The following is a 20,804-nucleotide window of genomic DNA, read 5'->3' on the forward strand; positions in this document are numbered from 1 at the left end:
ATTATATCGGTAACTTGCCTTTAACACGAACAAAGCTTAAAAAATGTCATACACTAGCTGTGGGCAGAATAACAATAAACTCGATACGGACAGATTATGTTGATGTGGATTAAGCGCTTAGCGATTGCAGTCATTGTTTTGCTACTTCTCGTAACGGCACTTCTATATGCCATTTTATATCTCAGTTTGCCAAGCCTAGATGGTCGCGGTCAAAGTCAGAGTATTGATAAAGTGGTGACGATAAAGCGCGATGCGCTAGGGCAAGCCATTGTCGATGCTCACTCAATGGCCGATGCCGCATATGGGCTGGGCTTTGCCCATTCGCAAGATCGGTTCTTTCAAATGGATTTACTGCGGCGTAATGCGGCGGGCGAGCTCAGTGCGCTTTTTGGTGAAGCCGCCTTGCCAATGGATAAAAAAATGCGCTTCCATCAACTGCGCAAACGCTCGGAGCGCATTTATGCTCAGCTTAAGCCCGCGCAAAAACAGTTACTGCAGCGCTATAGCCAAGGCGTGAATGATGCCCAGCAGGCGCAGAGTTTAAAAACCTTTGAATACTTGTTAGTGGGTGCCGATATTGAGCCTTGGCAGCCAGTCGACAGCTTATTAGTGATTTACAGCATGTACCTCGATTTACAAGCCGGTACTTTTGCCCGTGACATGGTGCTAGAGCGTATCGAGCAGCAGTTTGGTGCGCCAATGCGGCAGTTTTTAACTCAGCCTTCATCCTATCAATCTGCGCTCGATAACAGCGAACTCTTGGCACCACAGATGACGATTCCATTGCTGCCGGCTTCAGCGCAGCATGCTCAGATACGGGAAATCATTCCTAGTTTGGAAGTGGGGAGCAACAATTGGGCTGTGTCGGGGGAGTTAACTACAAGCGGCCAACCTATGGTCGCCGACGACATGCATTTAGGCTTAGCGGTGCCCATTATTTGGTATCGTGCGCAGCTGAATTTTGCTGATACCCAAGTAACTGGGGTATCGTTACCGGGTGCACCCGCCATTGTTGTTGGCAGTAATAACCACATTGCGTGGGGATTCACCAATGCCTACGTCGACACATCTGATTGGATTCGCCTTAGCGACGACGCTGATTTAGTCGAGGTACAAGAGAGCATCGCCCTTGATGACGGCAGTGTGCATCAATATCGCTTACTCATGAGCGACTATGGCCCGGTACGGGAAGTCGGTGGTCAGCGCTACGCGCTTAGTTGGGTGGGTCATTACGATTATGCCTTGAACCTTGATTTAGCTGAGCTAGCCACCACCAAAACGGTCACCGAAGCCTTTCAGTTAGCGAATACAGCCGGCATGCCGGTGCAGAATCTAGTGGTTGTTGATGCCCAAGGCCAGCTAGGCTGGCAGCCCATGGGCGCTATTGCAGCACGCACTCAACCTAGCGATACCGCCATCGCCGAACAGCAGTTTGAACAAGCTTGGTTTAGTAATGAGCCGCAGCGACCACGCGTGATAAACCCTAAACAGGGGCGTATTTGGACCGCCAATGCGCGTGTTATGTCGGCGCAGCAGCATCAGCGCTTTGGTGATGGTGGCTATGCGCTAGGAGCGCGCCAGCAGCAGATCCGCGACCGTCTCGCTGCACGTGAGCAGTTTGATGAACAGGCATTCCTTGACCTGCAACTTGATAACGAGGCACGCTTTTTAGGCAAATGGCAGGCGCTATTGGTGACAACTTTGCAGAGCGAACCTAAGTCCCCATACTTAGAGGCGGTTCGCAATTGGCAGGGCTGTGCATGCACTGACTCCATTGGCTATACCTTAGTTCGCTACTTCCGCAGCGCAGTGATGGACACTGTGTTTGCCGATATTGAGTCGGCGCTAGCACAAGAGTCTTTGTCTCTAGGGCCTATCAAACGCAACCTTGAGCCCGCCACCTGGCAGCTTTTGGCGCAGCCTCAGCGCTGGCAGTTGGGCGATAAACAGAGCTTACTGATGCGCAGCTTCGAGCTCGCGACTCAGCGTTTACGTGACAAATTTGGCGATGATATGCAGCAATGGCAATGGGGCAAAGTGAATGCGTTAGCGCTCAAGCACCCGTTCAGCAAACAGATACCGTTGCTGAGCTCATGGCTGGATATGCCAATTACCCCCGGGTTTGGTGATAGCTTTATGCCCGCAGTGCAGCGCCCAGAATTTGGCGCTTCACAGCGATTTATTGCGCAACCGGGGCGTTTGGAACAGGCTATTTTAGCCATTCCTGGTGGTCAATCGGCACATCCGTTGTCTTCGTTTTATCGCGCCGGTTATCAGCAATTTGCTGAGCATCAAGCGACGTCTTTATTACCCGGCGAGCCCGTGCATCGTATTGAATTCCGGGCTGCTGATTAGGTGACTTGTGTCAGTGTCACTGGCGCTGACGCCGCTAAGGTCGTTTGGTCACGACCGTTGGATTTACTGCGATACAGAGCGTCATCAGCGACGTTGATAACGTCCTCCACGCTTTGCTGTGGTTGCCACTGACTAAGACCAAAGCTCATAGTCAATGACAATTCGGGGCTGACCTGGTGTGCGTCCATGGTTTTGATGGCACTGCGGATAGATTCTATCCTTGCCGAGGCGGTATCAATATCAATATTGGGCAGGGCGATAATAAATTCTTCCCCTCCCCAGCGCGCGACAACATCGCTGGAGCGAGTGTGTTCAAGTAATGTTTGCGACAGTGCGACCAGCACTTTGTCACCGACTTCGTGGCCATATTGGTCGTTAATCTGCTTAAAATAATCGATATCGCCGATAGCGACACACATGGATTGCTCTGCTGTGCTGCAGCGATTGTGTAACTTCAACATAAGCTCTTTGGCAAAGCGTCGATTATATAATCCGGTAAGGAAATCTTTGGCAGCCATATCTGCGAGCGTGGAGCGTTGTTCTAGGGTGATACGGCGGATCAGTGCAAGGGTATAAATCATCGGTACTCCGGCAACAAGAATGTTAGCGACCTCGATATAGCGTAAAAACTCACCATACGCATAGGGATAGGCAACACCGGAGAACAAAATGTATATGGCAGCAAATATAGCGATCAAGGTCAGGCTGAAGCCCACTGCACTACCCATTCGCATTTTATAATCAACCATTAAAATACATGAAACACTCCATAGATAAAACTGAAAGCCGGTTTCCGTGCCCATAAAGGCACAGGCGGCAATTGAATGTACCACTACCTCAACGCTGACCACCCTTAACCCCCAACTTTGTCGGTTATTTTTAATTAACCAAATCCCGAGTAGCCAGCTTAAGGTACTAAATATGTTCAAAATCGCTAAAGGAGTCGCGCCGATGACATAAAAGCCTGGGATCAGAGCAGCGTGAATCACGGCAGCGAAGATAGCAACGCGTACAATAATCTTAAACTTGAGCTCTTCAACCTGCTCAAAAATACCTTCAGCTGAGTGTGTATTGCTGGGTAGCTTCTGCAATGGACGACCTACTGCCGATGAAAAATCGTATGACTATTGAGTATAGTGCATAAGGGTAATTTTGTTAGGCTGGCAACTATATGATTTATATGGCTATTGATAGTTGTTAACAAGTCATTGGGTACTGTTACCGCCACAAAGTGACGCCGCCAAAAGCGCGAATATGAACTAAACTGCAGACAATTGCGTTCTCTACAGTAATAACAACACCATCAACAGGAAAAACAATGAAATTACCCTCGTTATTTATAGCGGCAGCGGTGGCGACCACCATGAGCGTCTCACTTCAAGCTGAAGAAGTAGAAATAAAAACTCAGCAACTGAGCGAACACATTCATGTTCTTTTCGGTCAAGGAGGCAACATAGCCGCGCACGTAGGTAAAGATGGCACCTACATCATTGATGACCAATTTGCCAAGTTAGCCCCAAAAATAAAAGCGGCGCTGAAAAATCTCAACCCGAATGCGCCAGAGTTTGTTATCAATACCCATCACCATGGTGACCATACCGGCGGCAACGAAGTGTTTGCCCAATCTGGTGCCCATGTTATTGCCCATCACAATGTTCATAAGCGTTTGCAGCAAAAGCATGGTGAGGGTTCACAGTACTTACCTAAGCTAAGCTTTGGCCAAGACTTAACATTACACTTTAACGGCGAGCATGCTAGAGCGGTACACTTTGCCCATGCGCATACCGATGGCGATGCGGTGATTTTTTTCGATACCGCCAATGTCGTGCATATGGGCGATATCTACTTTAATTTAGGTAGTTTACCTTTTGTTGATGTGGATAGCGGAGGCAGCGTGGACGGCATCTTAGCTGCGGTTGAGCAAGTGATGACACAAATAGATGACTCCACTCAGGTGATCCCAGGGCACGGGCCTATGAGCAATAAAGCAGGGCTGCAGAGATATTATCAGTTGCTCAGCAAAGCGAAATCACTGATGGTGGCTGCGATTGATGAGCATCAAGACCTCGAGTCAGTATTGGCGGCAGACCCACTCGGGGCGCTTGAGCTTGAATACGCCAACTGGTTACCCAAAGAGCGAGTAACCACCCTATTTTACCGTAGTTTAACCATTGAGAATCATGGGCATTAATATGAATGCTTAGTTAACAAATGTGAATGGTTAATTTATACTCGTTGTTCCTACAGTGAAGTAATTAAGGAACAACGAGGATGAACGATAATAACCTACCTGATTTAACCGCCTCGGTAGGCAAGAAAAAAGGACTTATCATTTCTGTCATTGCCATCGTATTAGCCGTATTTTTGGTAATGAGTGCGATGTACACCGTTGATGAAGGTCATGTTGGCATCATTAAACGCTTTGGCGAAGCCACCGAACAAGTGAATCCGGGGCTACACACCAAAATACCTTTCGTCGATAGTGTCGAGATGTTAGAAATCCGCACACGCAAAAACGTAGAAAAGCTACGGGCGGCTACTCACGAGCAAATGCCCTTAACCGCTGAAGTGAGTATCAACTGGACAGTGATCCGCACCGAAGCTTTTGATCTTTTTAAAAGCTATGGCGGGTTGACCCAGTTCGAAAATCGTATCTTGGACCCGAAGCTTCGCTCGGCAACAAAAGATGCGCTGGCGCGTTACAAAGCAGAAGAGCTGATTCAAAACCGCTCGCAAGTTATCGCTCGTATAGAGGAGCTGTTACTTGATGAAATGAAAGCTTATCCGGTGAAGTTAGACTCGGCGCAAATCGAAGACTTGGTATTGCCGCAAAAATACATCCAATCTATCGAGACCAAGCAAACAGAAAAGAACCTTGCGGCGGCTGAAAAGCACCGTCTAGAGCGCCAGAAGCTTGAGGCTCAGCGTGAAGTAAATACCGCAATGGCTCAACGTGATGCCGCAAAAGCAAAAGCAGACGGTAAAGCTTATTCGATTAAAATCGAGGCGCAGGCCGAAGCGGAAGCAATTAAACTAAAAGGTTTAGCGGAAGCTGAAGCAATGCAGAAGAAAGCTGAAGCCATTAAGAATAATGCCACCCTAGTTGAGTACATGCGTGCACAGCAATGGAATGGTCAGATGCCGACTACGGTTATGGGCTCAGACCAAGGTATTCTTTGGAATATGAAAGAAAAATAAGAGAAGCGGCGTTAGCCGCTTTTTTTGTGCAGTTAAGTTATGAATAAACATACCGTACTGGTCACCGGCGCAAGTCGAGGCATTGGCGCAGCAACAGCCCGGTTGTTGGCTGAGCAAGGTTATCAAGTCGTCATTAACTACCTGAATAATCATCGCGCCGCGCATGCACTCGTAGCAGAGATTGAACAAGGTGGTGGCACAGCGCTCGCCGTGGCTGGCGATGTCAGCCAAGAGTCAGAGGTAGAGCGTCTCTTTGCGACCATTGATGAGCATTGCGGCGGCCTTACTCATTTGGTGAATAATGTTGGCATCTTGGCAGCGCAAACCTCGCTGGCAGGGCTCAATGCTCAGCGCATCAATCGCATTTTGAGCGTGAACGTAACCAGTGCCTTCTTATGTGCTCAAGCAGCATTGCTACGTATGCCTGATAACGGCGCTATCGTTAATGTGTCTTCAGCTGCAGCGCGCACGGGTGCGCCCTTTGAGTATCTTGATTACGCAGCATCAAAAGGAGCCATGGATAGCTTCACTATCGGCTTGGCAAAAGAGGTTGCTGCGCGAGGCATCCGCGTCAATGGTGTGCGCCCGGGCGTGATTGCCACTGATATTCATGGCGACGGCGGGGAACCAGAGCGTGTGCATCGTCTTGGGCCGCAGTTACCCTTAGGCCGTTGTGGGTATGCTCACGAAGTAGCACAAGCCATTGCCTGGCTACTCGGTGAACAAGCAAGTTTCACCACTGGTACTTTTATTGACGTCAGTGGTGGCGCTTGAGGTCGTTATTACTGGTCAGGTTTGCCTAAGCTCAAGGCGATAACTATCCCTGCTAATAAGGCACTGGCAATGAAAGTGAAAGCGCCGCCGATAACACCGTAGACATAAACAAACCCCCAGGCTGCTAAGCCATAACCAAGCACCGAGCTCAGCACAGTAAGTGGGGTTTTAGGGTGTTTACGCACTAATCCGGTGGCGGCCAACAGCAGCATCGAGACACACACGAGTATTATTAGCTTCATACTTGTTGCTCCTGATTAACAAGCTGCGACTGAGTTGCAGCGCCTTTATAGAGGCGTCTAAGGGCGTAGTAGCAACCCAAGCCAATAGCAAAAAAGCTGATATCAATACTACTTACCAATAAGCTGCCAGCATTAAACACGTGGTTTTCAGAGAGTAAAACATTAAGCGGTAGCACCAACAACGCTAAGCTGCCTATGCATGCTAATGTCGCTTGGAAATAGCGATGATAATGCCAAGGTAATGCGCCCAGCAGTAACCAGAGCAACCATGAATAGAAAAACAGCGGGCCGATAATGGCATTGTGCGCGGTGGGTGGAACATAGGCATTGATGAGCACTTGCGCCGGAAATAGTAACATACAGGCCAGTACTAAGCCGCCACAGCTGCCAATGATAAAACGGTTCCAGCGCTGATAAGCTTTGTGGCTTAAGCTCGGGTTGTTGCCTCGAGCGCGTTTACTTAACCACATCATGATCCCTGACAGTGGCAATAGTGCTGTGGTTAAGCCCAGCGCAGTCCACACGAGCTTGATAAAAATCCCACCGAAATTACCAAAGTGCAAGGGAAACAATAGCTCTAACACTTTGATGGACACGCCGGGGATATCGCCAAAGCTACTCATTGATTTTATGTACTCGCCATCGCCGTGATAATGCAGTAACTGCGAGGCCACCGACTCCCCGCCAAGCAAACGCAGATAGACTTCGCTGTTGGCATCGTTATGCGCCATAATCGTGGCATCAAGAATATGGGCATCGGTGAAGCGCTGCTCGGCATCAGCAAGAATGTCGGCCAGTTGGGTCGGTTGATACTGATGGCTAATGACTGGCTCAGGAATGGCGGTAAATGTTTCCACCAGCTTATCTTGATCGCCGCCAAAGTTAACCAAAGCGGCGGCTGGCAATAAAATAACCGTGGCTAGGCCAAGGAATGCCCCGGTAAAACCAATCACGCCATGAAAGAGACTTCCCCAAATCCCCATGATTTTGTGCCCGTCACTTACCCACAGACTGGTCCCTCTGTGGCGGCGAAAGGTAAACAGTTGCCGCAAAAACTGGCGGTGGATAAACAGCCCGGTGAGCGTCGACACCAACAGCGTCAAACCTAGCACCCCCGTGAGTATTAGCCCAATCGGTCGGCCGAGATGTAAGTCGGCATGAAAATGGCCAATAAAGCTGGCAGCATCTGTTTTGCGCTTAGCATAGAAGGTTTGGCTCGGACCATAGTAAGTCGATTGCAACGCCAAGGTGTTGGGGTGAAATTGAAAAACGTGCGCCACAGCCTGGTCGTAATTATCATCACCATGATGCGATTCAAATAACAAGGTCAGTAAATGAGTGTTATGGCCGCTAGGCAGATACACATGAATATTTTCACCGAATGGTGCGGGTACTTGCTCATGGTATTGGTTCACAAGCTCAGTGATTGCTTGCGCTGGTATTTTTGGAGCCTGTTGAATTTCGGGGTTCGCCCATATTTTCAGCTCAGGGCGACTCAATACCGCAATAGCACCACTAAAGGCGACAATAAATAGCAATACAGCGGTAATAACTCCCACCCAACTATGGATATTAAAGAGCTTCTTGATGGTTAATGATTTCATCCTGTTGCTCCTGTTAGGGCGATAAAACTCAATACGCCATGAATAACTATCAGCAGTACCATTACTGCCAACGGATGCCATGCCTTTTCCGCCATATATGCGTACATAAATAGCGCCGTCCAAATAAGCGGAAACAGCATAATTGGCATGAGAATTTGCTCGCTCATGGCAAAAGGTAAATAGGTTGTCATGCCCGGAATAATCACTACCGAAGTGAGCAGTGCCAACACGCAGGCAAGAAAGTGCCGACGCTTGGTGGCACTGAAGGTGCGTTTTTTTGTCATATTTTTGCCCCTTGAGCGCGGCGCTGGGCCGCGCGATGAATGCCTAACTAAAATTGCGCTTCAAAGCGCACACTGAAGGTGCGCGGAGCGCCTAAGGTTTGGTTGCCAAGTCCCGCTGGGGCTAACACAACATATTGCTCATCAAGCGCATTTTGCACTAAGGCGTACACACCATAATGCTGCCATTGGTAGCCGACACGGGCATTGACCAGCCAGTGGGCGTCATTGCGTGGGTCTAACCCCTGCTCTAAGGGTGTGGAAAGACGTTGGGAGCTGCCGGTGTAGCTGGCATTCACATTGGCGACCCAACCTTGATGTGAGAAATAATCAACTCCCATTAGCGCAGTCCATTGCGGCGCACCGGCGAATTCGCGTCCGCTGTAATTGGTCTCAACGCCATTAAAGAGTTGCACGAAGTCGTCAAACTCTGTTTGCGAATAACCAATACCGCCATAGAAGCGAGTGCTTGGGTTGAGCGAGTAACTTAATTCGGTTTCAAAACCTTGGACATGGGACGCGCCAACGTTGCGAACCTCACGATCATATTGGTTACTGGATAGATAGACATCAACTTGCTGGTCTTCCCAGTCCAAATAAAAGAGGTTGGCGTTGAGTACTAATGCGTCGTCAAGCCATACGGAACGCATTGCTAACTCGTAGTTCCAAGTGTATTCAGGGTCGAACGTAAAGGGCGTCGACTGGGCAATATTAGTGCCCACACCACCTGAGCGATAACCGCGTTGCACTGTAAAACTAGATGATACGTCATCATTGAAGCGATACGTAGCGCCCACTTTGGGCAGCCAAGCATCAAAGTCAGCGTCTTCAACGGGCTCGTCGCCTGAGGCGTCGGCGGCCATCGCGTATAACTGCTGATTAATACCGCCAATCAGTTGTGCCAGCATGGGATCAAACGCATAGTCACTGGGTTGTGGTAGCGCCTGTTCGGTGCGTGCACTGATACTGATATCGGTGGTGTTGCCGTTTTCCTGTTGTTCGCGGTCATAGCGTAGGCCAACGAATACGTCCCAGTGGTTGTTTAGCTCATAGGTAAAATCAGCGAACAAGGCGGTGGTGGTGATCCCTTGCACATAATGGGCAGACTGGCTAATAAACAAGGGGTCAGCGCCACGGTATAATTGCAGAACTTGTTCGGCTAACACAGCGGGTAGTCCCAGCCCGCCAAACTCAGGGGGGGCTGTCAGTAACGTGCGTACACCCAGCTGCTCAAAGGTGACACCACGCTCACCACTGCTGATGTCATTAACATCAACATCGGAATAGTAAAGCCCGATTAACCCACTGAGGCGTTCACCATCATAGGTTAAGCGCAGTTCTTGAGAAGTGGTTTTGTCTTCGCGGCGATCGGTGAGTGTTGATTGCGGTCCAACCATCGACGCATCGCCATCCCATTCATAGCCATACTTTGAGTTAGAGTAAGTAGTGATTGCAGTGAGACGCCAGAAATCAGTGAGGTCGTACTGCATATTGAGCGCATACATGTCGGTATCGGTAAACTCAAAGGTTGGTGAGTCGAGATAAACGTAACGATCAGCGAAGATATCGTTAATCGGATAAGCCGTATTACCGCTTTGTGTCGCGACCCATTCGATGCCTTTTTCGTTTTCGCTGTGCATAAAGCTCAGTTGTGCTTCAAACTGGGGTAAGGCTGTCGGCGTATAGCGTAGCTTAGCGCGATAGAATTCATTGTCGTCAAAGTCCGACTCTTCACCGGTAGCCACATTGGTGTTGTAACCATCGCTATCACGTTTTTCAGCACTGAGACGAAATGCCAGTTCATCCTCAACCAGGCCACCCCCAAGAGCAATAGCGGCTTCTTGAGCACCGTATTCGCCCATGCCCAGGCGAGCTTTCAAACTGTATTCTTGCTCTGCATCGCGGGTATTCATGACCACCGCGCCTGCCAGTGCATTACGGCCTTGCAGGGTCGATTGCGGGCCTCGAAGAACCTCCACCTGGCTGATATCCCAAGTAGAAAAGCCGCCTTGTTGCATCATTCTGTACGGCACAGGCGCGCCATCGATATACACACTGGCTAAACCGCCAGAACCGCCGCCGGTAACATTAAACGCATCAATGCCACGAATATTAAAGCCTGCACCGTCAGTTCCAGATACGTTGGGGGTACGAGCAAGGACATCATAGAAGGTATTGAGGTTCTCACGCTCTACCGTTTGCTCTGTTATTACGGCAACGCTGGTGGGGGTTTCTTGTAGACCGCGATCAATTTTTTGACCACTGACAATAATCTTTTCGATATCCTGAACATCGGCGTGAACGGTTAAGCTGTTTGCTGCACATAACGCCAAAGTAATAGCACTGGCTAAGGGAGCGAGAGCGGGAGAGGACTTCATAATAATTCCCTGTATGAAAAATGAAAATCGTTCGCATTATAGATCTGTTATGTAAGTGCAAACAATAATCATTTGTTCATTTTTTGCTAATAAAGCTGATTAAGCGCTAATTTTTTACTTTCAACTCAATAGATAAGGGATTAATTGTTATCTTTAGAGTGGTAGCACTATTGCAACACTCTCTTACTTCTCAACGCCGAGCACTGGCGAAAATAACTGCGCCGGAACGTTGCGCACACTAAATGACATACTCGTGGCAACCACCGAGGCAAGCACTAAGGCAATAGCGATAACGCCGGATAGCCCCAGCCAGCGAATAGCAGAGGTTTTGCGTCGCACTCGTAACCAGCCCATCACCACACCGGCACCGCTCACAAAGGTCATCAGCGCGCCAAAGAACGCCCAAATGAGCTTAGTGCCGAGGCCGGCAAAGTTACCAAAGTGCAATGGATCGGCGGTGTCTTTTAGGCGCGGTACTAAGGGCAGCTGCTCGCCTTTTTGAATACCTAATACGGCACCTGTTGCCGGGTGCAAATAGACCTTATTAGCGCGTAGACGCAGCAGTATATCGTCGTTGTAACCGCGAATTTGGATAGCCTGATGACTGTGTTGTGGGTAGCTGATATAGCGAATATCCAAGCTTGGGAAGGCCTGCTTTGCTGCCTGATAAGCGGCACTCAAAGTGAGCGGCGGGCGTGTACTCTTTTCATTTTGATTGGCCAATTGAGTCACTGCTGGCGGCGGTGCAACATAATGATCTATCTTCGCCGTTTGTAGGCCGTGTTCAACTAAATACCATAACCCCGTTAGTGCCATCACCAAGATAAACCAGTAGCTCCACAGGCCGAGGAGTTTATGCCAATCGGACCAGCTATTGCGCTTGCTAAGTGTGAGAGCAGCGGGGCGCTTCAAAAAGTGACGCCACCACTGACGGTATACGTAAAGGCTGGACACCAACAACACCACTAATAGTAAGCTTAAGCTGGTGATGATCAGCTTCCCCGTCCAGCCCATGGATAGGGTCATATGCCAGTTACGCAAGAATCGTGAGATACGCGCCCACGGCCCCTCTCCGAGTAATGCACCGGTGGTACCATCCACATACACGAAGCGAAAAGACCCTTGTATTTTTAACTGAACTTCAGTGGCGAGATAGTCTTGTTTATGGCGAGCTAGATACATCACCTGAGCACCGGGATAATGCGTATTCAAGGTGCGTTCAATGGCGGCAAAATCGGTGTCGCCACTGTCACTGATAGCGCGAAACTGACTATCACTCAGGTACTCAAGCTCGTGACTGAGCGTTGCCAAAGTACCCGATAAACAAGTCACAAAAAGCAGGGCGCCAACAAACAGCCCTGCCCATGAGTGCACATTAAACCACTGCCTAGCGCTCACTGGTATTCCTTAAAAACGATACTTGGCGCTCACATAAATGCGACGAGGCTCGCCAGGGAAGTGCCCTGTACGGGTAATAAAGCCGCTGGATGCATACTCTTTGTCGAAGAGGTTTTTAACCGAGAGCTGCCATTGCCAGTTTTGATACTGGGTTTGCCATGCCATATTGTAAATGGTGTAAGGCTTCACCGGCAATCCACCTAGGCTCATTTGCTCGTCGACATAGTCTAAACCTGCGGAAATTGATGAGTTAAGCTGTGGCAGTTCATAGCGAGTCCAGACTCCCAGCGTGTTTTGTGGCGCATTAGCAAACTTGTCGCTTTCGGGAATTTGGTTGCGAATGCTATCACTGGATTCGGTGATTCGTGTGTCGTTGTATGCATAGCTTGCGGTGATCACCCAACGCTCGGTAATATCTCCCACCACTTCCAGCTCAATCCCCTTACTTTGCACTTCTCCCAAGGCCACCAGATCATCGGTGCCATCATTGCCAATATCACCGAGCAAGCTGGGCTGTAAAATATTCTCGCGAACAATATCGTAGGTGGCGATGTTCACCGCGAGGCTGTCATCGAAAAGCTTAGTTCTTAGTCCTAACTCATTGATACGGCTGTGTTCTGGGTCAAACGGGCCACCAGCTGCAGGGTCTTGATTGCTCGCGCTTTGCGGTACAAATCCGGTACCGTGCAAGGCATAAGGGAAGAACATGTCATTGATGTTATAGCTGGTGCCGAGACGATAAGTTATATCGCTGTCCGAGAATTCGGTGTGATTGAGCTCATCACGGTCTTCAAAGTGATCGTAACGTAGCCCTGCAGTCACACTCCATTGGTCGGTTAAGTCGACTTGGTCTTGTGCATAGACCCCCCAACGCGTCAGCGTAGTCGCGCTCAAGCGAGAGGCAATGGCATCCATGTTATAGTCGGCGCGTGAAGTCAGGCCATACTCAGGGTTGTGTAGGTCGAGCCCGGGCACGGGGCCGCCTTTACTCTGTTGCCGTGCAGTACGGTAATCGCCAGCAAAGTCATGTTTATACCAATCACTACCAAGCAGTATTTGATGCTGCGTATCGCCAAGTTGCAACTCAGCAATAGCGTTGGCTGTTAGACTAAAACCTTCATTTTCGCGTATTTGATCACGAAATTCGCGATGGCTCCAGTCAGCCACGCCGTCGTTGTCAGTATCGACTAGGCCGCGAGGCTCATGGTAATTCTGTAGTTCCTCGTTGTCGAAGTAACGTGCGGTGATATCCATTCGCCAAGTATCATTTAGGTCATGTTTTATAATGGCTTGATAAACATGGGCCTCAACGTTTTGAAAATCAGTCGCTTCGTTGTGATTCCAACTAATATCGGTGATGAAGTTACCTTGTTCGTCTACAGGAACGCCACGCAAGCGTGCGCCACCTAGCTCTTGTTCTATATAGGTATACTGTAGCGTCAGCTCGGTATCGTGAGTAGCCAGCCAGGTATAGCCTAGATCGACAATGGTGTTGTCGGTGGTGGTGTTGGCGCGAAAAGGCTCTTCGCTATCGCGGTATAGACCAACGCGATAGGCATGAGCGTCGGAATCACTGATGGCGCCGGTGCTTTCAAACGCTCCGCTAAGATAATCATCATTACCTATCTCTAGTTCTACCGTAGTTTGCTCACTAAACTGCGGCTTTTTAGTCACGTAGTTAATAATGCCGCCTGGGTTACCACTGCCATACACTGCGCCAGCTGGTCCTTTGAGCACGGCGACTTGTTCAATATTAAATAGCTGGGGAACGGCAAAACCATTAAATGGGTCGCCCTTTACACCATCATAGAGAATTTCGTCTTGGCGAAAGCCGCGAAAGGTCACCCCTGAATAACTAAACGCATTAACGCCGGCGATATTGCTGTATAAATCGGTGATCTGCCGTGCAGCTTGATCGTTTATTAATGCTTGTGGCAGTACCTGAATCGACTGTGGAATTTTTTCCAAAGGCGTATTGGTGCGGGTACCGAAACTTGACTCTGTTGGCCGATAAAGAGAAAACGCGCGACCAATTACCTCAATTTTCTCTATGGTATCGTTATTCGCTTGATCTTGCTCGGTGTCCGTATTGGCAAGAGTAAGAGCCGGTAAAGAGCTAATTACAGCTAAGAAAATAGAACAGTAGCGCATAGTTATTGTAGTAAGTAAAACTGAAAACAGAACTTAAGTATAATGAAAATAATTATCACTTACAATGTGGTTGTATAAGGTTTATATAAAATTGAGCAATAGTTAGGAGCACTCTCGGTGCTTTATCTTTGCTCTGAAAGCGATAAAAATATCAATTTATTTAGATAGTTACTATGTGGTTGTGATAGAGAGAATCACCGTTGTTTGTTGATGAGGCAGGCACAACTTGTATAAATAAAGTAACACTTTATTGATCTTTTATTATCTTTACCGACGTAGTTGAGTTTGCTGTCTCACTCAAAAAAAAGGAAAGCAAACGTGAAAGACTATCTGAAATTAACGCTTATAGCAGGTTTGTTGGCGCTTACTACTGCTTGTAGCGATGATGATGACAACGATACTGCTGTCGTCGAACCGCCCGAAGCGCCCATTACTACAGTGGTTGATGTTGCCGCTGCGTCTGAGGATTTCGAAACCTTGACCGCTGCACTTCAGGCCACCGGGCTAGATGCCACTCTCAGCGATACCGACAGTCAATTTACAGTGTTCGCACCCACTGATGACGCTTTTGCCTTGCTTGGGCAAGAAACCATTGATGCCTTGCTTGAGGACCCTGATACCCTCTCGGCGATCCTCACTTATCATGTTTTGGACTCGCGGGTCAGCTCAAGTGCCGCAATTGATGCCGCAGGCTCAACCATTGCGACAGTCAATGGTGCAGCATTGGGCTTGTCTTTATCTGGTGACGAGTTATTGGTCAACACGGCCACCGTGACCACCACGGATATTAGCGCCAACAACGGCGTGATCCATGTGATTGATGCGGTATTGACGCCGCCACAATCGCAACCGCAGCAGCCAACGATGAATATTATTGAAACAGCGGTTGCCAGCGACGACTTCACCACCTTAGCGGCGGCCCTTGAAGCGACTAATTTGGTCGCAACCTTGAGTGACGAATCGCAGGAGTTCACTGTTTTTGCTCCGACTGATGCGGCTTTTGCGGCATTAGGGCAAGCCACTATCGACACGTTACTGGCCAACCCAGAAGTACTCAAAGAGATTTTGTTGCAGCATGTTGTCAGTGGCTCGGTAGACTCAATCACGGCATTTTCTTTGAATGGCCAACAAGCACAGACGGTATCAGGCAATCAGATAGATATAACCATTGATGGTGAAAACGACACGCTAAAATTTGGTGATGCCACAGTGACCATGACAGACATCCAAACTACTAACGGTATTATCCATGTGCTCGATACCGTTGTTGTTGGTGAAGTTCAAGTTCCGGCACCAGCACAATCTGTGGTCGATGTCGCCGTCGGTAATGGTAACTTCAGCACTTTGGTGGCGGCTTTGCAAACCACTGGGCTGGATACCACTTTAGCCGATTTAGAGCGTGAATTTACCGTTTTTGCCCCGACCGATGCGGCCTTTGAGCAGCTTGACCAAGCGACTGTCGATGCGCTATTTGCCGACGCTGAAGCGTTATCAGATCTATTACTTTATCACGTACTTCCTGATGCCACAGTGCAATCAGACGCCGCCATTGCTGTGGCTAACTCAGAGCAGCCGATGATTACGATGGCCAATGGCGATACAGCGACGTTATCGCTGCAAAATGACATGTTGTACATTGACAATGCGCAGGTAACCACCGCCAATGTGGCTGCTGACAACGGTGTTATTCATGTGATTGATAGCGTGCTGATGCCGCCTAGTGAGCAGTCAATCGTGGATGTTGCTGTAGCCGATGGTAATTTCACAACCCTAGTCAGTGCGTTGCAAGAGGCTGGGCTTGAGCAAACCTTGGCAGACTTAGAGCGTGAGTTTACGGTGTTTGCCCCCACCGATACGGCGTTTGATAAGCTTGACCAAGCGACCTTAGATGCGCTGTTAGCCGATCCTGAAGCGCTTACAAATGTACTTTTATATCATGTAGTTGCTGATGCTACGGTGAGCTCTGATGCGGCCATTGATATCGCTAATTCAGACAACCCAATGGTCACCATGGCCAACGGTGATATGAGCACTTTGTCACTGCAAGATGGAGCGCTGTATATCGACGAGTCGGTGGTGAGCTCGGCGGATGTGGCAAGTGACAATGGCGTCATCCACGTCATCGACACCGTTTTGATGCCCATGCAATAAGTACAACTCAGTGTAGACAGTCGGCCCGCTTATTTAAGCGGGCTTTTGTGCTTGCTGTGGTACAGAGTTAAAAGGTGTCTTTAAGCATAGCCATCATCTCGCTGACACTGAGCTGTGCAGTGCTATCAAAATCACTGAGTAAGGTGTCGGCTAATTCGCGCTTGTGCTGATGCAGGGCGAGAATCTTTTCTTCAATGGTGCTTTTGGCAATGAGTCGGTAGATGGTCACTGGTCGTGTTTGCCCCATACGGTGAACGCGATCAGAAGCCTGTTGCTCCACCGCAGGGTTCCACCAAGGGTCCATGTGAATAACATAGTCGGCCGCCGTGAGGTTCAAGCCTGAGCCACCGGCTTTAAGGCTAATTAAGAACACTTCCCCTTGGCCTTGCTGGAAGGCCTCAATGCGTGCTTTGCGCGCAGCGGCTGGGGTGCTGCCGTCTAGATATTGATAGGCGATGCCACGGCGCTTAATATGCGCTTCCAATAACCGCAAATGGCCGACAAATTGGCTAAAAATAAGTGCTTTATGATTATTCTCAAGTAGCTCCTGTAGTAGCTCATCAAGGGCTTCAAGTTTACTACTGGTTAAGGTGCTTTGTGGCATTGCCAATTGTGGGTGACAACTAGCCTGACGCAACTTAGTCAACTGCGCCAGCATTTGGATGCGTTGTTCGCCGGGGTTATCGAGCTGCTCTAGTTGTTGCAGTTCCTCAAGGGCCTGCTGGCGCAGCGCTTCATAAAAATGCTGTTCTTCGTCGCTCAATGGGACTAACTGGTTAATTTCAGTCTTTTGCGGCAGCTCCTGCAAAACTTGCGACTTTAAGCGGCGTAGCATAAAAGGTTTGATCAGTTCCTTAAGCGCCCGGCGTGCCTTTAAGGCCTTGGCCGGCTCCTGCTCGGCATTCTCAATGACGTGGGTAAAGCGGCGACTAAAGCGTTTTAAGTTGCCCAGCAAACCAGGGTTAATAAAGCGAAACAAACTCCACAGTTCGGTGAGGTTGTTCTCAATGGGGGTGCCTGTGGTGATCAGTTTAAATTCGCCTTTTAGGGCGTACGCAGCGCGAGTGCGTTTGGCCAGCGGGTTTTTTAACGCCTGAGCTTCGTCGGCAATAATGCTATGCCAGCGGATAGGCTCAAGTAACTCAATATGACGCTGTAGTTGCTGGTAGCTGATCACTAAACCATCGCCGGCGCCAAGCGCCTGAATTTTTTGTGCTCTTGTCTGGTGATCTTTTAGTTCTGAGAATTGTGTTAGCGTTAAAGTCGGGGCGAAGTGCTGCGCCTCTTGCTGCCAATTAAAGCACACCGAGGTAGGGGCAATGATCAGCGCTGGGCCACCCCCGGCGCGGGCAACTAATACCGCCAAAGCCTGCACTGTTTTACCCAAGCCCATATCGTCGGCTAAACATCCTCCCGCACCCCAGTGGGCGAGGCGCATGGCCCAGTCAAAACCTTGCAATTGATAATCGCGTAAATGTGCTTGAAAGGTGCTGGGGAGTGGCGGCTGTAACGTATTGGCTTCACGCATGCGGCGATCTAATTGCTCCCAGCCAGGCACAGTTTGCATGCGCATACCTGTGGTATGGTCGCGAATTAAGCGGCTGGTTAGCGGGTGATATAAGCCCTGATCGGCAGCCCCGCTGAGCACTTCGAGCTGCTGTTTGAGCTGCTCGCTGAGCGCCACAATACGATTATCTTCCAAGGTAATAAAGCGTCCCCCACTGGTAGCAAAAGCGGTGATCAAAGCTTGCCACTCCAGCACCTTGCCATCGTCCAATGTGGCGCTGCCGGTAATATCAAACCACTCATTTTTTTGGCTGATACTGAGTTGTAAATGCTCACTTTTTAGTGGCTGCGTCAAGGTAATAGCTTTTCCTCGCGGCCAGCGCAGCTTGAGCGGTAAATCAGGGTGCTGGTTGGCTAACGCCAATTGCAATTGCTCTAAAGTGACCAGCGCAGGTTGCCAATCGGGTTGTGACAAGCTGGTGTCGCTCATGGCCTGAAAATCACTGCAATGCTCATCGAGTTGCTCGAGCAAACGTTGTTCGTAGGCGAGATCGCGCTGTAGAGCAATACGCTTGCCGTCAATATGAGCACTGACATTGCGGCTGCCCACTCCCGGCTTCATGGTCGGGCCATGCTCGCCAAAAGGCATCACTACGCAGTCGAACTTTAACCCCGACGCCAAAGGGGTAATATTGATCACTAATTCAGCAGCGGGTTCTGTTTGTATGAGTGCTTCGCCGATGCCATCGATGTCTGACTCGATGTTTATCAATGGCGCAATGGCGCGGATGCTTTGCAGTGCTTTTGCTTTCGCGTGACTGGGTATGGTGAGCCCCGCCTCGCCAACGATATTAACCACTTGCAGATGCTGTTGCTGAAAAATGGTGAACTCACACACCCCAGGGCGAGGCATACGTACCGAGGTAAGTGGCGGCTCTGCCTGATAAATCTGGGTGGGCAACTGGGCGATACTGAGGCTAAGCTCCTCGCCATGGGTGACGATGCGGAGGCTAGGCTCGCGCTGCACCAGCTCCAAAGCATGGCCTTGCTCATCAACAATATTGTCGGCGCCGACGGCACAGGGTAGGGCGCTGGCAAGGGGTAAATGGTATTCTTTGCTGCGGTAGAAGTCATGGCCGGTGCGCACGTCGATTTGGGCGCAGATAGCCTGGTCTTGGTGGCTCAGGTTAAAGCTCTGAGGCTCTTTATGCAGGCGCTGTAACGACACGGCTTTGCCTTTACTCCAACCATGTTTACTGCGTTTTTGTTGTTTTGGTTTGAGCGTTGCGGCAAAACGCTCAGAGGTTAATTGCCATACTAACCGTGTGTCTTCATCGCGTGTGTTGTCAGCGTGAGTATCGAGTGCAAGCAGCTGTTCAAGGGCGATATCCCAGCTTTCTTGGCTTCGGAGTAAATGCGCAATGTTGATGGGAACGTCGGTAGATAAGCCGTCAAACTGCTGCAAAAAAGCGCCAAACAGCTGGCATTGGCTATGTTCGAAGAAACGTTGAGCAGGGTCTTTGAGCGCTAATAACCACGGCTCCGGTGATTGCGAGCTCCAGCGGTACGCTGCCAGCGCAAACACCACATAAAGCTGATAATTCAACTCCCCTTTGCGACAGAACCCCAAGTAATCGGCGCGAAATCGGTAACTATCACGGCCTTTGAGATGATGCATAAAGCGCCTTAAAACCAACTCGATAGTCAGTGCAAATTCGCTGCGTTGCTTGTCTTGTTGTTGGTGATCCAGTTGCTGCTCTAGGGTCTGCAAGGGGCTGCGGTCTTGGCCACTGCCTAGAGTGAGCAAGGTGAGCTGGTAAAAAAGGCCGTAGATCCCTTCCAGGTATTGCTTTTTTCGCCGTTGATATCGACTTTTGGCCTGTAGTGCCTGTTCAAATAACTGCTTCGCTGCTGCGAATTGTTGTTGTAAAAAAGCAGCACTGCCTTGCAGTAATAAACTATATAACTCGGTATCTTGCGGATTAATATGGGCCGCGAGTTGAGTGATATCGCCACGCCATAGATATTGCTCCGCCTTTAAATTGTGTAGCCAGGTGTTGTCCGGCACTGCGACACAAGCTTGATGTAAGTACTGCACTAGTACTGCCGTGCTTTGGCCTTGTTGCCGATGTGCTGCCAGTAGGGTGGCGAAGGCTTGATACTGTAAACGTGCATCCAGGGTCTTGAACTCATCAAGGTTAAAGGGGTAGAACACCAAGCCGCACAGCGCCGGGCTTTGTTGCCAATCAAGTTGTAGCGGGTTTTTAGGCAGTGCCAACAGCTCCATCACCCGCTTGTGTTCACCAAGGAAATACATATCGCGAATAAGGCGACGCTGATCGGCGGTTTGCTCTTGCCACTGGTAACTACTCAACACCGGAACCACGGTCTCGGCAGCGGTTAACGTTGCCAAGTAATGATTTTTAGCTATGGCGCTGCGCACCAGTGAATTGGCGACTAAACGGTTAATGACCACGCCGTGGCGACTTTGCTGCACCAGTTCTAAGGCTTTTAACTCGGTAATGGCATGTTTCAAGGTTTTGTCGCTGAAGTGCGCGATTGCGGCCATGTCCGGATGCTGCACAATGCGTGTTAGGGCATGCAACTCAATCGGTTTATAAATGGCGGCTAACACTCGGGCAAGGTGTTGTTGCTCTTGGCTAAGCTCATTAAAGCGGTGCAATAGCTCAGCAATGGTGTCGTTCAATTCAGCGGTTAGGGCGATAAAATGCATGGTTATGGCAGTGCAATGGTGATTGCGACACG

At 49.5% G+C, this 20,804-nt stretch carries 13 protein-coding genes; 5 read left to right on the forward strand and 8 right to left on the reverse strand.

Annotated features, from left to right (window positions below; translation table 11 throughout):
- The first annotated feature begins 96 nt into the window (after positions 1 to 96).
- Positions 97 to 2,355: a penicillin acylase family protein gene (locus tag W04_RS12550; RefSeq protein WP_053911070.1), complete on the forward strand. Its 2,259-nt coding sequence runs from the start codon at positions 97 to 99 to the stop codon at positions 2,353 to 2,355.
- On the opposite strand, the gene W04_RS12555 is transcribed toward W04_RS12550, so the two are convergent.
- The gene (locus tag W04_RS12555; RefSeq protein WP_231658144.1) at positions 2,352 to 3,446 is read right to left on the reverse strand and encodes a GGDEF domain-containing protein; all 1,095 of its coding nucleotides are present in this window, start codon (positions 3,444 to 3,446) and stop codon (positions 2,352 to 2,354) included. The two genes, W04_RS12550 and W04_RS12555, sit on opposite strands and share 4 nt — an antisense overlap.
- Before the next feature lie 227 nt (positions 3,447 to 3,673).
- Here W04_RS12555 and W04_RS12560 point away from each other — a divergent pair, with 227 nt between their 5' ends.
- The 3 genes from W04_RS12560 (at position 3,674) to W04_RS12570 (ending at position 6,327) form a co-directional block, all read left to right on the forward strand.
- Positions 3,674 to 4,546 carry an MBL fold metallo-hydrolase gene (locus W04_RS12560; protein ID WP_197275965.1) on the forward strand — a complete coding sequence of 291 codons (873 nt, stop codon included), beginning with the start codon at positions 3,674 to 3,676 and terminating at the stop codon, positions 4,544 to 4,546.
- An 80-nt stretch (positions 4,547 to 4,626) separates the two neighbouring features.
- Positions 4,627 to 5,553, forward strand: coding sequence for a prohibitin family protein (locus W04_RS12565; RefSeq protein WP_053911071.1), 927 nt, complete (start codon positions 4,627 to 4,629; stop codon positions 5,551 to 5,553).
- Between the two features lie 39 nt (positions 5,554 to 5,592).
- Entirely contained in the window at positions 5,593 to 6,327 is a 735-nt protein-coding gene (locus tag W04_RS12570) for an SDR family oxidoreductase (RefSeq protein ID WP_053911072.1), read from the forward strand.
- Between the two features lie 8 nt (positions 6,328 to 6,335).
- Here the strand turns inward: W04_RS12570 and W04_RS12575 are convergent, their stop codons facing one another.
- The 6 genes from W04_RS12575 to W04_RS12600 all read right to left on the reverse strand — a co-directional run bounded on the left by W04_RS12575 (position 6,336) and on the right by W04_RS12600 (position 14,381).
- Positions 6,336 to 6,569, reverse strand: a complete 234-nt coding sequence (locus tag W04_RS12575) for a hypothetical protein (protein WP_053911073.1) — start codon at positions 6,567 to 6,569, stop codon at positions 6,336 to 6,338.
- The gene (locus W04_RS12580) at positions 6,566 to 8,173 is read right to left on the reverse strand and encodes a PepSY domain-containing protein (protein ID WP_053911074.1); all 1,608 of its coding nucleotides are present in this window, start codon (positions 8,171 to 8,173) and stop codon (positions 6,566 to 6,568) included. Before W04_RS12580 ends, W04_RS12575 begins: the two co-directional genes overlap by 4 nt.
- Positions 8,170 to 8,457, reverse strand: a complete 288-nt coding sequence (locus W04_RS12585) for a hypothetical protein (protein ID WP_022944995.1) — start codon at positions 8,455 to 8,457, stop codon at positions 8,170 to 8,172. The genes W04_RS12580 and W04_RS12585 overlap by 4 nt, the downstream gene beginning before the upstream one ends.
- A 47-nt stretch (positions 8,458 to 8,504) precedes the next feature.
- Positions 8,505 to 10,832 carry a TonB-dependent receptor gene (locus tag W04_RS12590; protein WP_157576442.1) on the reverse strand — a complete coding sequence of 776 codons (2,328 nt, stop codon included), beginning with the start codon at positions 10,830 to 10,832 and terminating at the stop codon, positions 8,505 to 8,507.
- 183 nt (positions 10,833 to 11,015) lie between these two features.
- Positions 11,016 to 12,230 (reverse strand): PepSY domain-containing protein, encoded by a 1,215-nt coding sequence (locus W04_RS12595; RefSeq protein WP_053911076.1) that lies wholly within the window; start codon positions 12,228 to 12,230, stop codon positions 11,016 to 11,018.
- A 9-nt stretch (positions 12,231 to 12,239) separates the two neighbouring features.
- On the reverse strand, positions 12,240 to 14,381 hold the full coding sequence (locus W04_RS12600; RefSeq protein WP_053911077.1) for a TonB-dependent siderophore receptor: 2,142 nt from the start codon (positions 14,379 to 14,381) through the stop codon (positions 12,240 to 12,242).
- Between the two features lie 318 nt (positions 14,382 to 14,699).
- Between W04_RS12600 and W04_RS12605 the strand changes: the two genes are divergently transcribed.
- Positions 14,700 to 16,532 carry a fasciclin domain-containing protein gene (locus tag W04_RS12605; RefSeq protein WP_053911078.1) on the forward strand — a complete coding sequence of 611 codons (1,833 nt, stop codon included), beginning with the start codon at positions 14,700 to 14,702 and terminating at the stop codon, positions 16,530 to 16,532.
- Positions 16,533 to 16,599: 67 nt separating this feature from the next.
- Here W04_RS12605 and W04_RS12610 read toward each other — a convergent pair whose 3' ends face one another.
- Positions 16,600 to 20,772, reverse strand: a complete 4,173-nt coding sequence (locus W04_RS12610; RefSeq protein ID WP_053911079.1) for a DEAD/DEAH box helicase — start codon at positions 20,770 to 20,772, stop codon at positions 16,600 to 16,602.
- Positions 20,773 to 20,804 lie beyond the last annotated feature (32 nt).

This window comes from Pseudoalteromonas sp. SW0106-04, from assembly GCF_001293805.1.
GTDB lineage: Bacteria > Pseudomonadota > Gammaproteobacteria > Enterobacterales > Alteromonadaceae > Pseudoalteromonas > Pseudoalteromonas ruthenica.

Excerpts from the sequence above, each read along its gene's own strand:
- W04_RS12570 (WP_053911072.1), top strand. The coding sequence starts at position 5,593 with ATGAATAAACATACCGTACTGGTCACCGGCGCAAGTCGAGGCATTGGC.
- W04_RS12575 (WP_053911073.1), bottom strand. The coding sequence starts at position 6,569 with ATGAAGCTAATAATACTCGTGTGTGTCTCGATGCTGCTGTTGGCCGCC.
- W04_RS12560 (WP_197275965.1), top strand. The coding sequence starts at position 3,674 with ATGAAATTACCCTCGTTATTTATAGCGGCAGCGGTGGCGACCACCATG.
- W04_RS12585 (WP_022944995.1), bottom strand. The coding sequence starts at position 8,457 with ATGACAAAAAAACGCACCTTCAGTGCCACCAAGCGTCGGCACTTTCTT.
- W04_RS12610 (WP_053911079.1), bottom strand. The coding sequence starts at position 20,772 with ATGCATTTTATCGCCCTAACCGCTGAATTGAACGACACCATTGCTGAG.
- W04_RS12590 (WP_157576442.1), bottom strand. The coding sequence starts at position 10,832 with ATGAAGTCCTCTCCCGCTCTCGCTCCCTTAGCCAGTGCTATTACTTTG.
- W04_RS12565 (WP_053911071.1), top strand. The coding sequence starts at position 4,627 with ATGAACGATAATAACCTACCTGATTTAACCGCCTCGGTAGGCAAGAAA.
- W04_RS12600 (WP_053911077.1), bottom strand. The coding sequence starts at position 14,381 with ATGCGCTACTGTTCTATTTTCTTAGCTGTAATTAGCTCTTTACCGGCT.
- W04_RS12550 (WP_053911070.1), top strand. The coding sequence starts at position 97 with ATGTTGATGTGGATTAAGCGCTTAGCGATTGCAGTCATTGTTTTGCTA.
- W04_RS12580 (WP_053911074.1), bottom strand. The coding sequence starts at position 8,173 with ATGAAATCATTAACCATCAAGAAGCTCTTTAATATCCATAGTTGGGTG.